This window comes from Ruegeria marina (genome assembly GCF_900101475.1).
GTDB classification, from domain to species: domain Bacteria; phylum Pseudomonadota; class Alphaproteobacteria; order Rhodobacterales; family Rhodobacteraceae; genus Ruegeria_B; species Ruegeria_B marina.
The window spans coordinates 46,445-62,432 of the sequence record NZ_FMZV01000010.1 but is presented as its reverse complement, the minus strand read 5'-3'; the positions used below and the strand labels follow the sequence as shown (position 1 = coordinate 62,432).

The window sequence follows — 15,988 nt, the reverse complement described above, 5'->3', positions numbered from 1 at the left end:
CCTTATCTTTCCTGAAACCGGATCACTCGGTGGCGGGCTGGCGCGGGCCGAACATCTGGTCCATGTTGACCGAAGGCTGGGCGCAGCCCGCCTCGCCCACGATCTTGGCCGGGATACCGGCCACCGTGGTGCAGGGGGGCACCTCGGCCAGCACGACCGAACCCGCCGCGATGCGGCTGCAATGGCCGACCTTGATATTGCCCAGCACCTTGGCGCCTGCCCCGATCAACACGCCATCGCCGATCTTGGGATGCCGGTCCTCTTCCTCCTTGCCGGTCCCGCCCAGCGTCACCGAGTGCAACATCGACACGTTGTCGCCCACCACGGCCGTTTCGCCGATCACGATGGAATGGGCGTGGTCGATCATGATGCCCTTGCCGATCCGGGCCGCCGGGTGGATATCGACGCCAAAGATCTCGGACACCCGCATCTGGAAGAAATAGGCCAGGTCATAGCGCTTGCGTGTCCACAGCCAATGCGCGACCCGATAAGCCTGCATCGCCTGATAGCCCTTGAAATAGAGGATCGGCTGCAACAGCCGGTGGCAGGCCGGGTCACGCTCGTAAACCGCCATCAGGTCGGCGCGCGCGGCCTCGACCAGTTCCGGCGCGCTGTCATAGGCCTCGTCAACGATTTCGCGCAGGACCATCATAGACATTTCGTTCGAGCAGAGCTTCGCCGCGATGCGGTAGGACAGGGCCTTCTCAAGGTTCCGGTGGTGCAGGATACAGGCGTGGACCAGCCCGCCCATCAGAGGTTCCTTGTCTACAGCCTCAAGTGCTTCGGCGGTGATCCGGTCCCAGACCGGGTCGACGGGGGCGAGTTTGGTGCGTGTTTCCATCATGACCTGTCATCCTTTGCTGAGCCTAATCTATCGAATTAGGATGGATTTGGCCAACCGCAATGCGTGATCAAGGCGACAACGAAAATGAATGCCCAGCGCGGTGACGGCCCCTGTCCAAGCGGCAGTTCGGAAAAAGGCCCCAAAATCGGTGCCTTTCGCCTCCTGGTCTCAGGAGCCGGGGTTCATGTGCCGAAAACCTCTTGGCTGCGGGCGACCAGCGCCCGCAGCACCGTTTCGAAACAGAGGCAATAGTCGGGGTCGTCGAAACCCGGCTCGTCGGCCAGCACCCGCTTGCGCGCCGCCGACATCAGCGATCCGTTGCCGAACAGCGGATGCGGCCGACCGGTTCGGCGCAAGTGCCGGTCCGCCACATCCGCTTCTACGATCATGCGCCTGCACAGTGCCTCGCGACTGGTTGGGGGCGTGCGCAACAGTACACGCGCCGCTGCGCAGACATCGCCATGCAGGACCGGCAGCATTATCTATGCCGCCACAGTAGCCGAGCGGAAAAGGCCGGGTCCGAAACGGGCCGAAACCTGCGAAACCGAGATCTCGAATGGGCGCAATGCACCATCGGCCGACTGCTGTGCCGCGGAATAGGTCCATTCCGGCAAGGTGACCACCTGCTCGCGCAAGATGATCCCGTTCTTGCTCACTCGGACCAGATAGGATTCGCTTTCCTCGCCAATCGGCACTTCGGACAGCGCCCAATCATCGCCGTCGATCCGGGTCCTCCGAATCCAGCTTGCCGACAGATCGCCCGATGCATCTGTCACGCGCAGATGTGCCGGCGCATAGGGTCGCAGACCGATCCCTTCGAAAGCTTCGACAAGATGCTTGTAAGACGGATCATCATAGCCGCGCCGCGCCGGCCCGATCCGATAATGGCGCGCGATCCGGCGATGGGCACTGTTCAACTCTACCTGCACCACCCGTGGGTCGATCAGCACGAACAAAGAGCCTGCCGGCCATATCTGGGGCATCACCCCATCAGTGCCGAGCTGCCCCCTCAACCGATGACGCAAAAGATAGGTATCCGGCGCGATCAGTTCGGCGTCACGAAATTGGAACAGCTCCCAATTGCCCGAGGTCCCGTCTCCGATCGCCGCGAGGTTCTTGCCGTTCAGGATCGCCTCTTCCGGGCGCGTTTCCAATGCGCCGGCGACCAGCTTGACCTGCACCCCCGGCCCCCGATCCCACCGGCCCGCCGCCGCGCGTTCCAAGGGTGTTTCTGTCAATCCGATCACCGCGCGCGAGGCCAGGATCTCGTCCAGCACATACCCCTCGTCGACATCCGAAGAATAAAGCGCCACGGTCCCCGGCCAGGGCTGCGCCGATACCGCGATATGCGGCGCATGCTGGACCTCGTCACCGGTCAGCAAAGGCAGGTCGAGAAAGACCGGCAGCACCGGCAGGTCGAGAAAGACCGGCAGCACCGGCACCGGCGGAACGAATTCCTGCGCAACCGGCTGATCCTCGGCCATATCCGAGGGCAGATAGACGTTCGGCTCGATCCGGACTGCCTCGACCAATTGCAATTCGGCCTGCTCGACCCGGTCCAGCCGGAACAGGCTACCGGTCTCGCCATCGGCCGCCGGCAGGCTCACTATATCGCCCGCACCCAGCGCCATGCGCGAAGGCGGCAGGGCGAACCGGACGGTTTCGCGCGCCACACGGGCCTCGGCCAGCCAGCGCTCGACGGTCTGCCGGCCTTCGGCCCGAGTCAGTGCCAGTGGCATTTCGCTGGACGAAACCGCATGGGTGGCGGCATCCGGCAACACCGCCTCTTCCGATACCACGTCATGGTTGGCATCCGCCTGCACGAAGCGCAGCCGCACCCGGCCGGTCATCTCGACCTCGCCATCGCGCCGATAGAAGCGGTCGCCGTCGATCTCGTCATGTACCGCCAGCACTTCGGGATCCAGAACCACCGGTTCCAGCCCGTCGCGCAACCGGAACACAAGAGTGCCGTCCCGCTCGATCGCATCGAACCCGTAGCGCAGCATCAGCGGTTGCAGCGCCGCCCGTGCATCGCTGACCTGATCGACCACATAGCCGCGCACGATACCCCAGAGCCGGCTGATGTCGATCTCCGTCAGTCCGGCCCGTCCGCAGATCTCGCGCACCACCGCGGCCAGCGTCCGGTTTCCGCTGCGGCCGTTCAACCAGTGGCCCCGCGCATGGTTGGCCCCGTCCGGCCACAGGTCGCGATTGTTCGGGAAGGCCGGGAAAGGCCGCGCGTCCCACGCCCAGACATAGGCATTGTCCAGGTCGATCATCGGCCCGCCATACTCCTCGGACACCGGGTTGACCACCGGATCCTCCCAATACCCCAGCACCGCGCGCAGGTACTGGACCTGGATCAGATCGTCACGTGCGCCGTTCGAGTGTTTCGGGAGGCTCGATTCCGATGATTTGGGATCAAGGAATACGTTGGGCTGGTTGGTCCCCTTGTCCACAGCAGCACAGCCCAGTTCAGTGAACCAGACCGGTTTCGATTGCGGCACCCAATCGGTCGGCACCGTCTGGCGGACACCGCCGATCCTCTCATGATGGCTGTTCAGCCACCAGTTGCGGATATCCTTGTAGCGCCAGACCCAGGGCTCGCCATGCGACTCGTCAGTGATCGAGGTCCGGATCTGCGCCGCCTCTGCCTCCGCCGAATGATAGAACCAGTCATACCCCTCACCACCTTCGACATTGCCGCGCAGATAGGCCTGTTCATAGATCGCCGCCGCACCGGCCGCCGCATCGGCATGGCCCGGCGCATCGCGCCAGTCGGACAGGGGCATGTAATTGTCGATCCCGACAAAATCGATGTTGTCGTCCGCCCACAGCGGATCGAGGTGAAAGTAGCGGTCGCCGCTGCCATCCTGCGGCTGATATCCGAAATACTCGCTCCAGTCCGCGGCATAGCCGATCTTCGTCTCGGGACCCAGAACAGACCGCACTTCGGCCGCAAGCGCCCGCAGCGCCGCGACAGCCGGAAACCCTGCCGCGCCCCGGATCTGCGTCAGCCCGCGCATCTCCGAGCCGATGCAGAACGCATCCACCCCGCCCGCCGCCGCACAGAGCGCCGCATAATGCAGGATGAACCGCCGCATCCCCCAATCCTCGGCCGGGCCGGAATAGGTCACCACCCCGTCGCCCACCGTGAAATCGGCCGCGCTGACCGCACCGAAAAACGCCGCCACCTCCGCCTCGGCGGCTGCACTCTGATCAGGAGAGCCCGGCTGACCCGGCGCCATGCTCACCGTGATCCGCCCGCGCCAAGGCAGGCGCGGCTGCCCCTCAGCGCCTGTCCAGGGATCCGGCAGCGTATTGCCGGCAAGCTGATCCATCAGGATGAACGGATAGAACATGACACGCTGGCCCTGCCCCTTCATGTGCCGGATCGCCTCGACCACCGAGGCATCCGCCGGTGTGCCGCCATAGATCGGTCTGTCCGAGTCCCGCGCGATTTCCGTCGCCGTGGCCCGGGTCAGTCCCGACACAAGCCAGGGCATGTTGACGCCGTCGATCTCCTTGCGCTCGACCTTGGGCACGATCCGGCATTCGCCGCACCGCAGGTCGCCACCGAACCAGGACACGACCAGCGAGGCCGCCCCGACCCCGGGCAACTCGTCCCGCAACGCCTCCATCGAGGTCAGGAAATCGGTCTGGCCCGACGGCGTGTTCACATTGGCCGCCCAAAAGCTGCCCGGCCCGTTTGAGTAATTCACTTGGCTCGTGGCCAGCGCATACTCGCCCGTTCCGGGAATGACCGCCACCCCCCGGACCAGTTGTGCGAGGCTCTCCTCATGGTCTTCACTGCCAGGCTGCTCCAGGCGCACCACCTCGAACGAGAACTGCGGTACCCGGTTGCCGAACCGGTCAAGCGCCAGATCGTCGAACACCACATAGGTGGTGCCCCGATAGGCGGGCACCATGCCCGCCCCCTCGACCGCCTCCAGCAGCGGATCAGGCAGCTGGTCTTCCGTCCCGCGATAGACCCGCATGTCCAGTTCGGCGGGCGCGATCTCCTCGCCATCGGCCCAGATCCGCCGCACGCCCGCGATCTCGCCCTCGCACAGCGCCACCGCCAGCGAGACCGAATAGCTGTAGGTCGTCGTGCGGGGTTGCGACCGGCCGCCCTTGCCACCGCCACTGACCGAGGTGGTCTCGACAAAATCCGACGCCCAGATCACCTGACCGCCGACGCGCATCCGGCCATGCACCTGCGCGATGGGATTGCCCTCGCCGGACGTGGTCAGCCGGAACCGGTCCACCTTGCCGGTCTCGACCGCAGCGGCCCCCGTCCCCAGCAGCCGCTGGTCGATCACCCGGCCCAGCGTGGCCCCCACCGCGCGCCCCAGCACGACCGAGGATAGGCCCGCGACCGTCCCCCCGACCGATCCGCCGATGGCCGCGCCCGCAGTCGAAAGAAGTATCGTCGCCATCAGCACACCTCCAAGGGAAATTCGAACCGGGCCACCACGCGCCGCATCCACGGCGCGCTGAGCGCGCTTTCCACCACGCCATGCCCGCTATAGGCGTGGATGAACCGGGGACAGGCCCCCATCTCGGACACGATACCCAGATGCTTGGCCACGCTGCCCAACCGCATCCGGAACAGCAGCACGTCGCCTGCCGCCACTGCGCCGCCCGAAACCTCGCGCAGATGCTGCCGCGCGGCGGCCCACAGCCGCTCCTCGCCCTGCGGCTCGGACCAGTCCATCGAATAGGCCGGCACCGCCTCGGGCTCGCTGCCGTTCAACTCGCGCCAGACCCCACGGATCAGGCCCAGGCAGTCGCTGCCCGCACCCTGGACCGAGCATTGATGTCGGTAAGGCGTGCCCAGCCATTGCCGCGCCACGCCCACGATCCTGTCGCTATGACCGCTCATCGCAGGCTCCCGCCGGTATTCGCTCCGGTCCGCTTCGGTGTGGCAATCACCCAATCCTCGCGCGGCAGATCGGGAAATCCTTGGAAATTCAACAGATTGTTGAACTTCAGCCGGCAGGTCTCCATCCGCTTGTCGCATCCCGCACTCAGCCGCACCGCGTCGCCGGGCCGGATGCCGCCCCGCATCGGCTCCCACAATTCGATCTCGCGCCGCCCGTCCACGATCCGGTCGCTCTTGATCAGCGCCCAGAGACCGGCCGCCGCGCCGCCGACAACGTCGATCCGCCCGCGCTGGAACCAGCCCGGCTCGAACCCGTCGAGCGACGGCCAGCGGAACAGTCGCGCCTCGTCCATCTGCTCCACCACCAGCTCCAAGGCATAGCCCGGCACCGCCAGATCGAACCGGCACCGGGCATCGCCCAGAACCGCCGTGCACGGCTTCTGATAGACCCGTCCCAGCGGCTGGTTCAGCTTGTCCGTCAAGCCGCGCAATTCCGCGTGAAACGCCCCGCCGCCCCGGCGCAACTCTCCGATGGAACCGCGAAACTGCAACCATCGCTGCGCTGGCTCCGCCCAGTTCACCAGCCAGGACAGCACCTCGGCGCCGTCGAACCGGCCAGCCTCGATATCCTCCTCGCGCACCGCCGCATCGCTGAGCGCGCCCAGCGCCTCGGAATTGTCCACCGACAATCCGGTGCTCTGCTCCAGCGCTGCCGCCGACAACCCGCTGTCGGCCTTGAAATTCACGCCCTCGAAGACCAGCGCCCGATCATGGTCGGTGAACCCGAAGGTCACGCCATCCTTGCGCCGAATGGCCCAGCACCGGCACAGAGTGGTCACCCCGCGCGCCAGATGGGCCTGCAAGGCCTCGCTCACACCGCCCATCAGACCCGCACCTCGACGACCGGCACATTGGGCACGTCGCCCGCCCGGAAACTGGCGACGCTGGTCTGGATCCGGTCGGTATCGAAGCGCACCGGCACGTCGAACTCGAACCCGGCGCGGATCACCGACCCTTCGGTCGGCGGCGTCACAAAGCTCACCAGCCCGGTGGCCGTATCCACCGTGTAATCGACGCCTTCCTTCACCTCGTCCTGGTCGATGCCCACACGCACGGTGCCCAGCACCGGCTTGGCAATCGGCCGCGCATAAGAGAACTGCCCCGAGCGATAGGTCTTGATCAGCGGAAACCGGGTCTCGATCCCGTCGCCGCTGGCGATCACCTGATCGTCGAACTTGACCTCCACCGAGGCCAGGCCGGATTTGTAATCCGACCAGTCCTTCCAGCGGAACCCGTACATCTGCCCCTGCCGCGCCTCGAAAAACGCGATCAGCGTCTCAACATCGTCGAGCGAGCGCATGCCCACGCCCGCGTCATAGCGGCGGCGCGAATGCGCCCAAGGCGTGTTGCGCTCCTCATACCCGTTGACCAATGTCACGATATCGGTGCGCCGTTCCGGCCCCCCCACCGAGCCAAAGCTCAGGTTGGTTGGAAATCTCACCTCGTGGAAATTCATTGCGCGCTCCTTCCCTCAACGATTGCGGTTGCCACGCCCCAGGGCGCGGCTCATCTGGGCCGCGATCTGGCCCTGGCTACGGCGGAACCCCTGCACATCGGGGGTCGAGATGTTCATCACCACGTTGATCGCCCGGCCGCCGCCGCTGTTGCGCACACCCAGCTTGCCATCCGGCCCGCGCGCCAGCGGCATGATCGCCTCGGGCCCCGCCTCGCCCATCAGCCCTAGGCCGCCGCGCATGGGAAAGGCCACCGGCCCGCTGACCACGCCACCGCTGGCAAAGGGCATCACCCGCCCCTGGCTGAACGATCCGCCCTTGGCAAAGGGCAACAGCCCCTGAACCAGGGATCCGACCCCGTCCGCGATCAGCCCGCCGAAATGGTCGGCTACCGGCTTGATCGCCGCCGAATAGGTGGTCTGGATCATCGACAGCGCGATCGTATCCAGCGCATCCGACAGTTTCATGCCGTCCAGCACCACGCCGTCAAAAGCCCGCCTGAGCCCCTTGGACAGGCCGCGTTCCAGCGACTGCACATCCTGGCCGGTCTGGCCCAGCGATGTCCGCACCCGGCGCAACTCGGCATCGAAGCCCGCCGCCATCACGGCGGCGTCGCCCAGTGTATCCCCCAGGCTCTCGCCGGTGGCCTGCAATTCGGAAAACCCGTCAGTCTCCGCCATGATCCTCTCCTTCACTCTTGTCCGGCCAGGCTGCCAGCAAGGCGTCCAGCCCGGCCCGGTTCATCGGCGCGACCCCTGCGCCCTGTCCCAGCATCAGCCGGAGCTCCGCCGGGGTCAGCCGCCAGAACGCCTCGGGCGTCAAGCGCAGCCCCAGCATCCCGGCCCGCATCAGCGCGGGCCAGTCGAACCCGTTCATGTCTCGCCCGGCAGCATGAAGGCGCGCGCCAGAAGCTCCGCTGCCGCCCGCGCCGCCGCCATCGGGCCGCCCGCGATCTCCGCCCTGAGCAGGCTCGCCTGCGTCACCTCGGCCCCGCCACCGCGCAGCCCCGCGACCACCAGCGCCAGCACGTCGCGGCTGGAGAACGCACCGCCCTCGAACCGCTGCACCAGTTCCACCAGCGAGCCGCTCTCCAGCTCGGCCTCCAGCTCGGCCAACACACCCAGCGTCAACTTCAGCACCCGCCGCTGCCCGTCGATGACCAGGGCCACCTCTCCCGTCCACGGATTGGCCATGATCAGATCGCGGTAAAGGCCAGGGCACCGGCGCTGGCCAGGCTCACCTCATAGGTCGCCTCGCCGTTATGGCTGCCCGCATAGTCGATGCCGGTCACCTGGAACGGCCCCTCGACAATGCCGAAATCGGGGATGATCACCTGGAAATCCGGCGTCTCGCCGTCAAAGAACAGCTGCCGCGCCCGCTCGTCGGTGCCGGCGTCCTTGAACACGCCCGAGCCCGAGATCGAGGCCGATTTGACCCCGGCGCCCGAGAGCAGCTCACGCCAGCCGCCCTGGCTCTCCAGGCTGGTGACATCCACGCTCTCGGCGTTAAAGCTCACGCGGGTCGCACGCAGCCCCGCGATGGTTTCGAACTGGCCCGTGCCGTTCATATCCACTTTGACCAGCAGGTCCTTGCCGTTCTGGGCACCCATGTCGTTACTCCACGTTCAGGTTGATCAATTGTCTTCGACGCGGGCGCGAAACCGCAGGTCGATCTGCCGGACCGCGCCCCCCGTTCCGGTTCGCCGGGCCGAGGCCCGCTCGAACCACAGCCCCACCAGCTGCCCGCGCGTCAGCGCCAGCGTCGGGTTGTCCAGCGCATCGCTCACCGCAGCGGCCACCGCCTTGGTCCCGGCGAAACCGGCGGCCTCGGACACCACCGAGACGGTGAACCGGTGCTCGGCCCCACCGCTCTCGCGGTCCGAGGCGTCGCGCACCTCCTCCGGCCCCAGCAGCACATAGGTCTGCGGCACCGTCCCCGCGGGTAGGGCATCGTAGATATCCGTCCCCACCAGGGCCGTAACACCCGGATCGGCCAGCAGGTGCTGATAGACCGCTGCCTGCAACGCCGCCGCCATGCCGTAACTCATGCCGCTACCTCCTCATCCGCAAAACAGGTCAAAAACCGCCCTGCCGGGTCGTGCTCGGCCACAGCTCGGATAACAAAGGCCCGCCCGCCCTCGGTAAACCGCTGCTCGGGCGCGGGCCGCATGCTCGATCCCTGGGGCGCCGCGCGCACCGTGATCCGGTAGGCCACGCGCGAGCGTGGCGCCCCCGCCTCGAACCGCTCGGTTCCGCTGCGCGCATTCACCTCGGCCCAGAGCGTGCCCAGCACATCCCAGCTCTCAGAAAAGCCGCCCGCGCCATCGGCCACCCGCGCGGGTGTCTCCAGCGCCAGCCGCCGGTTCAGATGCGGCGCCTTCATTGCACCACCCCCGATCCGAACCGCACCGTCCGGTAACGCTGGATCAGGCTGGTGACGCCAAAGGGCATGCAACCATCCCCCAGCGCCGTCTCGTGCCGGTACTCGTAGTAATGTGCCGCCAAGAGCAGAACCGCTTGCCCCAGGTCCGCCGGCAGCCCGCCCCAGTCGGGCGCCATGCCCGCCATCAGGACAATCTCTGCCGCCCCCCCCGTGGGTATCGTCGGCAACAGCGCGCCCGCCGGGCGCAGCCGGGGCCGCTGGCTGTCACGCTCCAGCCGACAGGCCGCAGCAGTCAGCACCGTCTCGCCACCGCCCGCATCGCGCAGCGTCACCGAGACGACCGATTGCACCGGCGCCACCGGCAGAACCTCGCCTGTCTGGTCGCGCCAGCCATACACCGTCCACGAGTACTGGCGGGAAATCAGAACCTTGCCCGTCCGCGCCTCGATCGCTGCAATCGCCGCCCGCAAGAACCCGTTCAGCACCCCGTCCTGAACGTCATTCTCGGCAAACCCGGTGCCCAGCCGCAAATGCGCCTTGAACTCGGCCACCGGCAGCGCGGCGTCGGGAACGGCTGTCTCTTCGATCAACATCATCAATTCACTCCGCAAGCTCGGACCCCTCCGGGCCGTTCGTCTCTGGTCATGCGGGCCCGCGCCGCCTCGCGTTGCTCGGACGGAGGGGGAGCAGCTAGACAACGCCAGGAAAACCGGCGCGCGCCCGCATCCGGGGCCGGTTACCCGGCCCCGGACCCGGCTACGCTCAGGCGACGCCGAATTTCAGCAGCTTGATCGCGGCAAAGTCGCTCACATCGCCACCCACGCGCTTGGTGGCGTAGAACAGCACATGCGGCTTGGCGCTGAACGGATCGCGCAGCACCCGCAGGTCGGGGCGCTCGGCCACGGTATAGCCCGCGCCAAAATCGCCAAACGCGATGGAGTAGCTGTCGGTCGCCGGATCCGGCATATCCTCGGCAATCACCACCGGATAACCCATCAGGCGCGCAGGTTCGCCCGCGGCCAGACCATCCGACCACAGGAAGCGGCCATCGGCGTCCTTCAGCTTGCGGATCACCCCGGCGGTCTTCGAGTTCATCACGAACGCGCCGTTGGCCCGGTATTGCGCCCCCAGCGCATAGACCAGGTCGACCACATCGTCAGCATCAATCCCCCCGGCCACGCCCGAGGCGACATAACCCAGGCTGCCCCAGGCCCAGCTGTCGTTCGCGACCTTCGGATGGTTCAGGAACCCGCGCGGCTTGTTCAACCCGTCGCCATTGATGAAACTGTCGGCCTCGGCGCGCGCGAACTTGTCGGCGATCCGGCCCGCCAGCCAGCCCTCGATGTCAAAGGCGCTGTCGTCCAGCAGGCGCTGGCTGGCCTTGGGCAGCGCGCTCAGCTCGTGCAGCGGGATCGAGATCCGGTCGATCGACGGCGTCCCGGTTTCAGTAGCCGCCGCGGTCTCGTCCGCCCAGCCCGCACCGATATCGGTATGGTCGATCAGCACGTCGAAGGAATTCGCCTGCACATTGACCACCGAGGCGATCGACCGGATCGAAGCGGTCGAATGAAGCACCGCCTTTATGCGCTCGGCGGTTTGCGGATCGACCAGGAAGCCGCCGTCGCTGTTGATCGCGGTCGACATCGCCTTGCCTTCCAGCACCAGCCCGCGCAGCGCGTCATCGTCGCCCGAACGCAGGTAGGCGTCGAACGCCTTCTGATGCGGCGCGCCCTCGTCATGAGAGGCGGCCAGATGCGGACGCGCCGCGAGTTGAGATTTACGATCCAGCATGGTCAATCGCTCTTCCGTCTGTTGCATTTTGATTTCAAGTTCGGCCTGAAACCCCTTGAATTCACTCACGAAGCCAGCCATCGCCCGCTTCACCTCCTGAACCAGGGGCACACCCTCTCCGGCCAAGGCCGGGACATCGGTCTTGCTCATCGGCACGTCCTTTCTGGGTGGGTTGCGGCGCGCTTACCTTCGCGCCAGTTCCTGCCGCGCGCTGTCGAACAGCTCGGCAATGCTGCGCCAGGTCCATTCGGCCTCGGGGGATATCCCCTTGGCCGCGACCCGGGCACTGGGCAGCATGGGAAAGGTCACCAGCGACACTTCCCACAGCTCCAGTTCGGTCAAGAGCCGCCGGCCCTTGTCATCCTTCACGGCCCGTTTCGTGCGATAGCCGATCGACAGCCCGTCCAGCGCCCCGGCCCGGATCAGCGCCGCCGCCTCGTGGCCCTTCTGGGTGCTCTCCAGCAACCGGCCCTTGACCCACAGCCCGCGCCCGTCCTCGCGCACCTCGTCCCAGACCCCGATGGGTTGCGCCGGGTCGTGCTGCCACAGCATCTTGACCCGCTGCCCCCCGGCCTCCAGCGCCTTCAGCGAGGCCGCATAAGCCCCCGCCTGCACAATGTCGCCGCCCTGATCGGTCTGACCGAACAGGCTCGCATACCCCTCGATCACCGCATCCTCGCTGACCGTCAGACCCTCGCCAAACCGGGCGAACTTGTGCTCCAGCCCCGCATTCATATCCATGAACTACTCCTTGTAATCCTCTGAAATCTCAGGGCGTCACCACCAGGAACGATTGAAACACCTGGGCCAGGATCGCTCCTGCGACGCCGTAAACCGTCAGCCACAGCCGCCGCTCCAGTCGCTCCAGCACCTCGTCCAGCTGGTCCAGCCGACGGCAGAGATGCTCGTGTTGCAGGGCCGAGACCCGCTCATGCGCCTCCAGCCGCAGCCCCGGCGCGCAGTCAAAGGGCGCATAGCCCGGCCCATCAGCCATCGGCGCCCTCCGCCAGCGGCGGCAGACCCAGGATCGCCCGCTTCTCCGCCGGAGACAGGAAATCAGCCGCCGTCACCCGCGCCCATTGCGCATCGCGCTCGGCAGCCAGCGCCGGCACCTGGTCCAGGTCGGGTTTCAGCGCCAGCGCCTCGCCCGCAAACCCCGACAGCCACTCCGACAGACTTGCCGCCACCCGCGTCACCAGCGGCAGCACGGTCAGGCGATAGAACGCCCGGTTTGCCTCCTGGTAGTTCGAATAGGTCGCGTCCCCCTGGATGCCCAGCAGCATCGGCGGCACGCCAAAGGCCAGCGCGATCTCGCGGGCGGCGGCTTCCTTGGTCTTCTGAAACTCCATGTCCGAGGGCGAGAATCCCATCGGCTTCCAGTCGAGCCCGCCCTCCAGCACCATCGGCCGGCCGGCATTGCGCGCGCCCTGGAAATTCGCCTCGATCTCATCGGACAGGCGGCGGAACTGGTCCTCGGCCATCACGCCCTGCCCATCCGATCCCTTCCACACCAGCGCGCCCGAAGGCCGCGCCGCATTGTCCAAGAGCGATTTCGACCAGCGCGAAGCCGCATTATGCACATCCACCGCCATCGCCGCCGCCTGCATCGGCGAGAACCCGTAATGGTCGTCCTGCGGATGGAACGCCTTGATATGACAGATAGAACCCGCATCGAACCGATGCGTCCTGGCCCCCACGGTATAGGTATAGGCCACCGGCCAGCCATCCGTTCCCGGCACCACGCTCATCCGGTCCGAGCGCAGCACATGCAACTCCAGCGGCAGCCCGGCTTCGCCCGCCACCGCCTCGACATAGGCGTTGCCGGTCAGCAAAAGCTGCCCGAACAGCGCCTCCATCAGCTCGGCCCGCCCCTGCGCCGCGTTCGGGCGGCGCACCAGCGACAGCATCGGATGGATCTCGTAGCGCTGGCAATGATCCTGCAACACCAGCGGCAGCGCTGCCGCCGCCTCAGCGATCAGCTTGACCGAGCGGAACCCCACCGGATTGCCCGCAAACCCGGTCCGCGTCAGCGAGGCGGTATCGCGCGGGCTCCAGGCGACGCGTCCGGCATTGTGCCAGGCCACCACCGGCCCGGCGGCGCTCGCCTTGACCTCGGGCGCCCCCACCCCGGCTCCGCGACGCAGGAAATCAAAGATCATGACATTGGCTCCTATCTCTGTGCCCCGGCGCCGGTTGCGCTCTGTGGACTTGCTGAGGGGAGTTATCCGCCATCATTGCTCAAAAGCCGGAAACAGACCGTTCGCACCTGGCGCAACACAGCGCTCACAACATCCGCAGCCTCGGCCGCCGCCAGGCCGCCGCCGGCGCGATCATGACCTCGTGCATCGCCCAGACCAGCGCATCGACCCGGTCGGGCGACCCCGGCCCTTCATAGCCGCGCGCGGTCATCTGGCACATCTGCTCTTCCAGATCCGTCAGCCCCGCCACATGGCGCACCCGACCCTGCTCGTAGAGCGCCGCCACCGGTTCGGCCCGCGCCACCTTGCCGCGCGCCGCATGCACCGCCTTGAACGGCAGCAGCGGGTCCACCTGGCGCAGCACCTCTTCGACCAGCTGGCCACCCTGGTTGACCTCGGCCACCAGCCGCTCGGCCCCGAACTCATCCATCGCCGCAATCGCCGCCCGCGCCCAGCCGTTCGGCCCCGCCCACTTCACCGTTCGGTCCGCTAGCACCCAGGCGCACCAATCCTGCGGCGGCCCCTGCATCTGCACGCCCACCACCACGATACCGCAGGCATCGGCCCCTGCGCCGCCGCTCACCGAGGGGTCCAGCGCAACCACCACCCGGTCGAGTACCGGTACCGCGCCGCCCCGGGCCGTCTCCAGCATCGCACCGGTCCACAGCGCCCCCTCGGCATCGGCCAGCAGAACCCCGTCCAACTCCTGCCGCCCCAACCGGGTCCCGGCATAACGCGCCCGCACCTCCTCCAGGAATGACTCGGCCAGATTGGCCCGGTTCGCTTCGGTCGGCGCATGGGTCTGCACCGTGCTGCGTGCTGCCAGCAGGTCCTTCAACACTTTCACGTTGCGCGGCGTCGTGGTCACACAGACCTGTGGCCGCTCTCCCAGGCGCAGCGCGAATTGCAGCATGTCCCAGGCCTCGACGCCCTTTTTCCACTTGGCGAGCTCGTCCACCCAGGCCGCGTCGAACTGCGGCCCGCGCAGCGCCTCGGGATCCTGCGCCGAAAAGGTCTGTGCCTCGGCCCCGTTGGGCCAGATCAGCTTGCGCTCGCTGGCCTTCCACTGCGGCCGCCGGTCGGGCGGCGAACAGTGCAAGATACCACTGTCGCCAAACGCCATCACGTCGCGCACCTGGTCATAGGTCTCGCCCACCAGCGCCACCCGCCGTGCGCGCCCCTCGTCCATCGGCCGCGAGCCTTCGACCTGCGCGCGCACCCATTCGGCGCCTGCGCGCGTCTTGCCCGCGCCACGCCCGCCCAGAATCACCCAGGCGCGCCAATCGCCCTCAGGCGGCAACTGATGCTCCATCGCCCAGAACTCGAATAAAAAAGGGAGGGCGCACAGCCCTCCCTCTCTGATCTCACTCAGAAACCGCTCCCTCTCGGCAGCACTTGCGCAGGCGAGCAAGGCGGCACCCGATCTCAGATCGGGCGCGCTCGAGATCGAGCGCGTATCCCCCTTGGGCAATGCCCGCTTCCCTTCGTATCTGTTCGGCAAAACTGGCCTCCACTTTCTGACACTCGCGGATCAGGCTCGCGGCCTGACCCACCTGCTTGCCGAAACCGGCAAGATCGCCTTCCTCCCCGGCTCGAATCCGCTGTTGCAGGTCTTCCGCCGCATTGCGCAGATCGCGAATGGAATTCTCGAGCGACTGAAGCAAATCGGCCGTCCGGGAAATCCGCTCCTCTGGGGTAATCAAAGTCATGTTTGCTCGTGACCTCATGCGAGAGTGATCTCCGCACGAGAGAGACGAAAAAACGGCCGCCGGGTCACCCCGGGGCCGTTTGCCCACCTCTTCTAGCATGTCACAACCTATACGTGAAACCGCGCGCAGAGTCAAGCAAAACGCGCAACAACGCAACGCCTAACGCGCTGTAATACCTAACAAAACCTTACCAGACGGCCTGCGCGCCCACCCTGCGGCGCGTTTCACGCTTTTCACTTTGCACCGCCTTAGTCATATCTGTGTCATGCGCACTGACCTCAGCCATTTCGAAACCGTTGCCCGCCGCACCGTCGACACGATGCCCGCCGCCTTTCGCGCCGCCGCGCAGCTCGTGCTGCTGCGCATCGCCGACTGGCCGGCCCCCGACATGCTCGCCGATCTCGGCATCGAGGATCCGCTCGATCTGACCGGTCTTTATGACGGGATTCCGATGACCGAGAAATCCATCGCGGATTTCCTCGCCCCGCCCGACGCGGTGTGGCTGTTCCGCGAACCCATTCTTGCCGAGTGGCGCGAGCGCGCCGACATCGACCTCGACGATCTGATCGCGCATGTGGTCGTGCACGAGTTCGCGCATCACTTCGGCTGGTCGGACGAAGACATCGCCACGATCGACGAATGGTGGACCTGATCTGTCTGCGCCA

20 protein-coding genes are annotated in these 15,988 nt (G+C 66.6%); 1 reads left to right on the top strand and 19 read right to left on the bottom strand.

Annotated features, from left to right (window positions below; translation table 11 throughout):
- Positions 1–22: 22 nt before the first annotated feature.
- From cysE to BLT75_RS14335, 19 genes are all read right to left on the bottom strand, one after another.
- Positions 23–844, bottom strand: coding sequence for a serine O-acetyltransferase (gene cysE, locus BLT75_RS14425; protein ID WP_093033038.1), 822 nt, complete (start codon positions 842–844; stop codon positions 23–25).
- A gap of 182 nt (positions 845–1,026) precedes the next feature.
- Positions 1,027–1,323, bottom strand: a complete 297-nt coding sequence (locus tag BLT75_RS14420; RefSeq protein ID WP_093033034.1) for a DUF7742 family protein — start codon at positions 1,321–1,323, stop codon at positions 1,027–1,029.
- A gap of 3 nt (positions 1,324–1,326) precedes the next feature.
- Positions 1,327–5,283 carry a baseplate multidomain protein megatron gene (locus tag BLT75_RS14415; protein ID WP_093033031.1) on the bottom strand — a complete coding sequence of 1,319 codons (3,957 nt, stop codon included), beginning with the start codon at positions 5,281–5,283 and terminating at the stop codon, positions 1,327–1,329.
- The gene (locus tag BLT75_RS14410; protein ID WP_093033028.1) at positions 5,283–5,729 is read right to left on the bottom strand and encodes an NlpC/P60 family protein; all 447 of its coding nucleotides are present in this window, start codon (positions 5,727–5,729) and stop codon (positions 5,283–5,285) included. Before BLT75_RS14410 ends, BLT75_RS14415 begins: the two co-directional genes overlap by 1 nt.
- Positions 5,726–6,613: a DUF2163 domain-containing protein gene (locus BLT75_RS14405; RefSeq protein ID WP_093033025.1), complete on the bottom strand. Its 888-nt coding sequence runs from the start codon at positions 6,611–6,613 to the stop codon at positions 5,726–5,728. The genes BLT75_RS14410 and BLT75_RS14405 overlap by 4 nt, the downstream gene beginning before the upstream one ends.
- Entirely contained in the window at positions 6,613–7,245 is a 633-nt protein-coding gene (locus BLT75_RS14400) for a DUF2460 domain-containing protein (protein ID WP_093033022.1), read from the bottom strand. Before BLT75_RS14400 ends, BLT75_RS14405 begins: the two co-directional genes overlap by 1 nt.
- Positions 7,246–7,260: 15 nt before the next feature.
- Positions 7,261–7,923: a phage tail tape measure protein gene (locus tag BLT75_RS14395; RefSeq protein WP_093033019.1), complete on the bottom strand. Its 663-nt coding sequence runs from the start codon at positions 7,921–7,923 to the stop codon at positions 7,261–7,263.
- Entirely contained in the window at positions 7,910–8,119 is a 210-nt protein-coding gene (locus BLT75_RS14390) for a rcc01693 family protein (protein ID WP_093033016.1), read from the bottom strand. Before BLT75_RS14390 ends, BLT75_RS14395 begins: the two co-directional genes overlap by 14 nt.
- Complete coding sequence (locus BLT75_RS14385) at positions 8,116–8,436, bottom strand: gene transfer agent family protein (RefSeq protein WP_093033013.1); 321 nt, start codon at positions 8,434–8,436, stop codon at positions 8,116–8,118. The genes BLT75_RS14390 and BLT75_RS14385 overlap by 4 nt, the downstream gene beginning before the upstream one ends.
- Positions 8,437–8,438: 2 nt before the next feature.
- The gene (locus BLT75_RS14380; protein ID WP_093033011.1) at positions 8,439–8,852 is read right to left on the bottom strand and encodes a phage major tail protein, TP901-1 family; all 414 of its coding nucleotides are present in this window, start codon (positions 8,850–8,852) and stop codon (positions 8,439–8,441) included.
- Positions 8,853–8,876: 24 nt separating this feature from the next.
- A complete protein-coding gene (locus BLT75_RS14375; protein WP_093033008.1) occupies positions 8,877–9,290 on the bottom strand; it encodes a DUF3168 domain-containing protein in 414 nt (137 codons plus the stop codon).
- On the bottom strand, positions 9,287–9,625 hold the full coding sequence (locus tag BLT75_RS14370) for a phage head closure protein (RefSeq protein WP_093033005.1): 339 nt from the start codon (positions 9,623–9,625) through the stop codon (positions 9,287–9,289). The genes BLT75_RS14375 and BLT75_RS14370 overlap by 4 nt, the downstream gene beginning before the upstream one ends.
- Positions 9,622–10,221, bottom strand: a complete 600-nt coding sequence (locus BLT75_RS14365) for a head-tail connector protein (RefSeq protein WP_093033001.1) — start codon at positions 10,219–10,221, stop codon at positions 9,622–9,624. Before BLT75_RS14365 ends, BLT75_RS14370 begins: the two co-directional genes overlap by 4 nt.
- Positions 10,222–10,387: 166 nt before the next feature.
- Positions 10,388–11,566, bottom strand: coding sequence for a phage major capsid protein (locus BLT75_RS14360; protein ID WP_093032998.1), 1,179 nt, complete (start codon positions 11,564–11,566; stop codon positions 10,388–10,390).
- Between the two features lie 33 nt (positions 11,567–11,599).
- Positions 11,600–12,157: an HK97 family phage prohead protease gene (locus tag BLT75_RS14355; protein WP_093032995.1), complete on the bottom strand. Its 558-nt coding sequence runs from the start codon at positions 12,155–12,157 to the stop codon at positions 11,600–11,602.
- 28 nt (positions 12,158–12,185) lie between these two features.
- Entirely contained in the window at positions 12,186–12,410 is a 225-nt protein-coding gene (locus BLT75_RS14350; protein ID WP_093032992.1) for a GTA head formation protein, RCAP_rcc01685 family, read from the bottom strand.
- The gene (locus BLT75_RS14345) at positions 12,403–13,575 is read right to left on the bottom strand and encodes a phage portal protein (protein WP_093032989.1); all 1,173 of its coding nucleotides are present in this window, start codon (positions 13,573–13,575) and stop codon (positions 12,403–12,405) included. The genes BLT75_RS14350 and BLT75_RS14345 overlap by 8 nt, the downstream gene beginning before the upstream one ends.
- Positions 13,576–13,699: 124 nt before the next feature.
- Positions 13,700–14,926, bottom strand: a complete 1,227-nt coding sequence (locus BLT75_RS14340; protein WP_093032986.1) for a DNA-packaging protein — start codon at positions 14,924–14,926, stop codon at positions 13,700–13,702.
- A gap of 52 nt (positions 14,927–14,978) precedes the next feature.
- The gene (locus tag BLT75_RS14335) at positions 14,979–15,323 is read right to left on the bottom strand and encodes a hypothetical protein (RefSeq protein ID WP_093033291.1); all 345 of its coding nucleotides are present in this window, start codon (positions 15,321–15,323) and stop codon (positions 14,979–14,981) included.
- 265 nt (positions 15,324–15,588) lie between these two features.
- Here BLT75_RS14335 and BLT75_RS14330 point away from each other — a divergent pair, with 265 nt between their 5' ends.
- Positions 15,589–15,975 (top strand): metallopeptidase family protein, encoded by a 387-nt coding sequence (locus BLT75_RS14330; protein WP_093032983.1) that lies wholly within the window; start codon positions 15,589–15,591, stop codon positions 15,973–15,975.
- Positions 15,976–15,988: the final 13 nt, after the last annotated feature.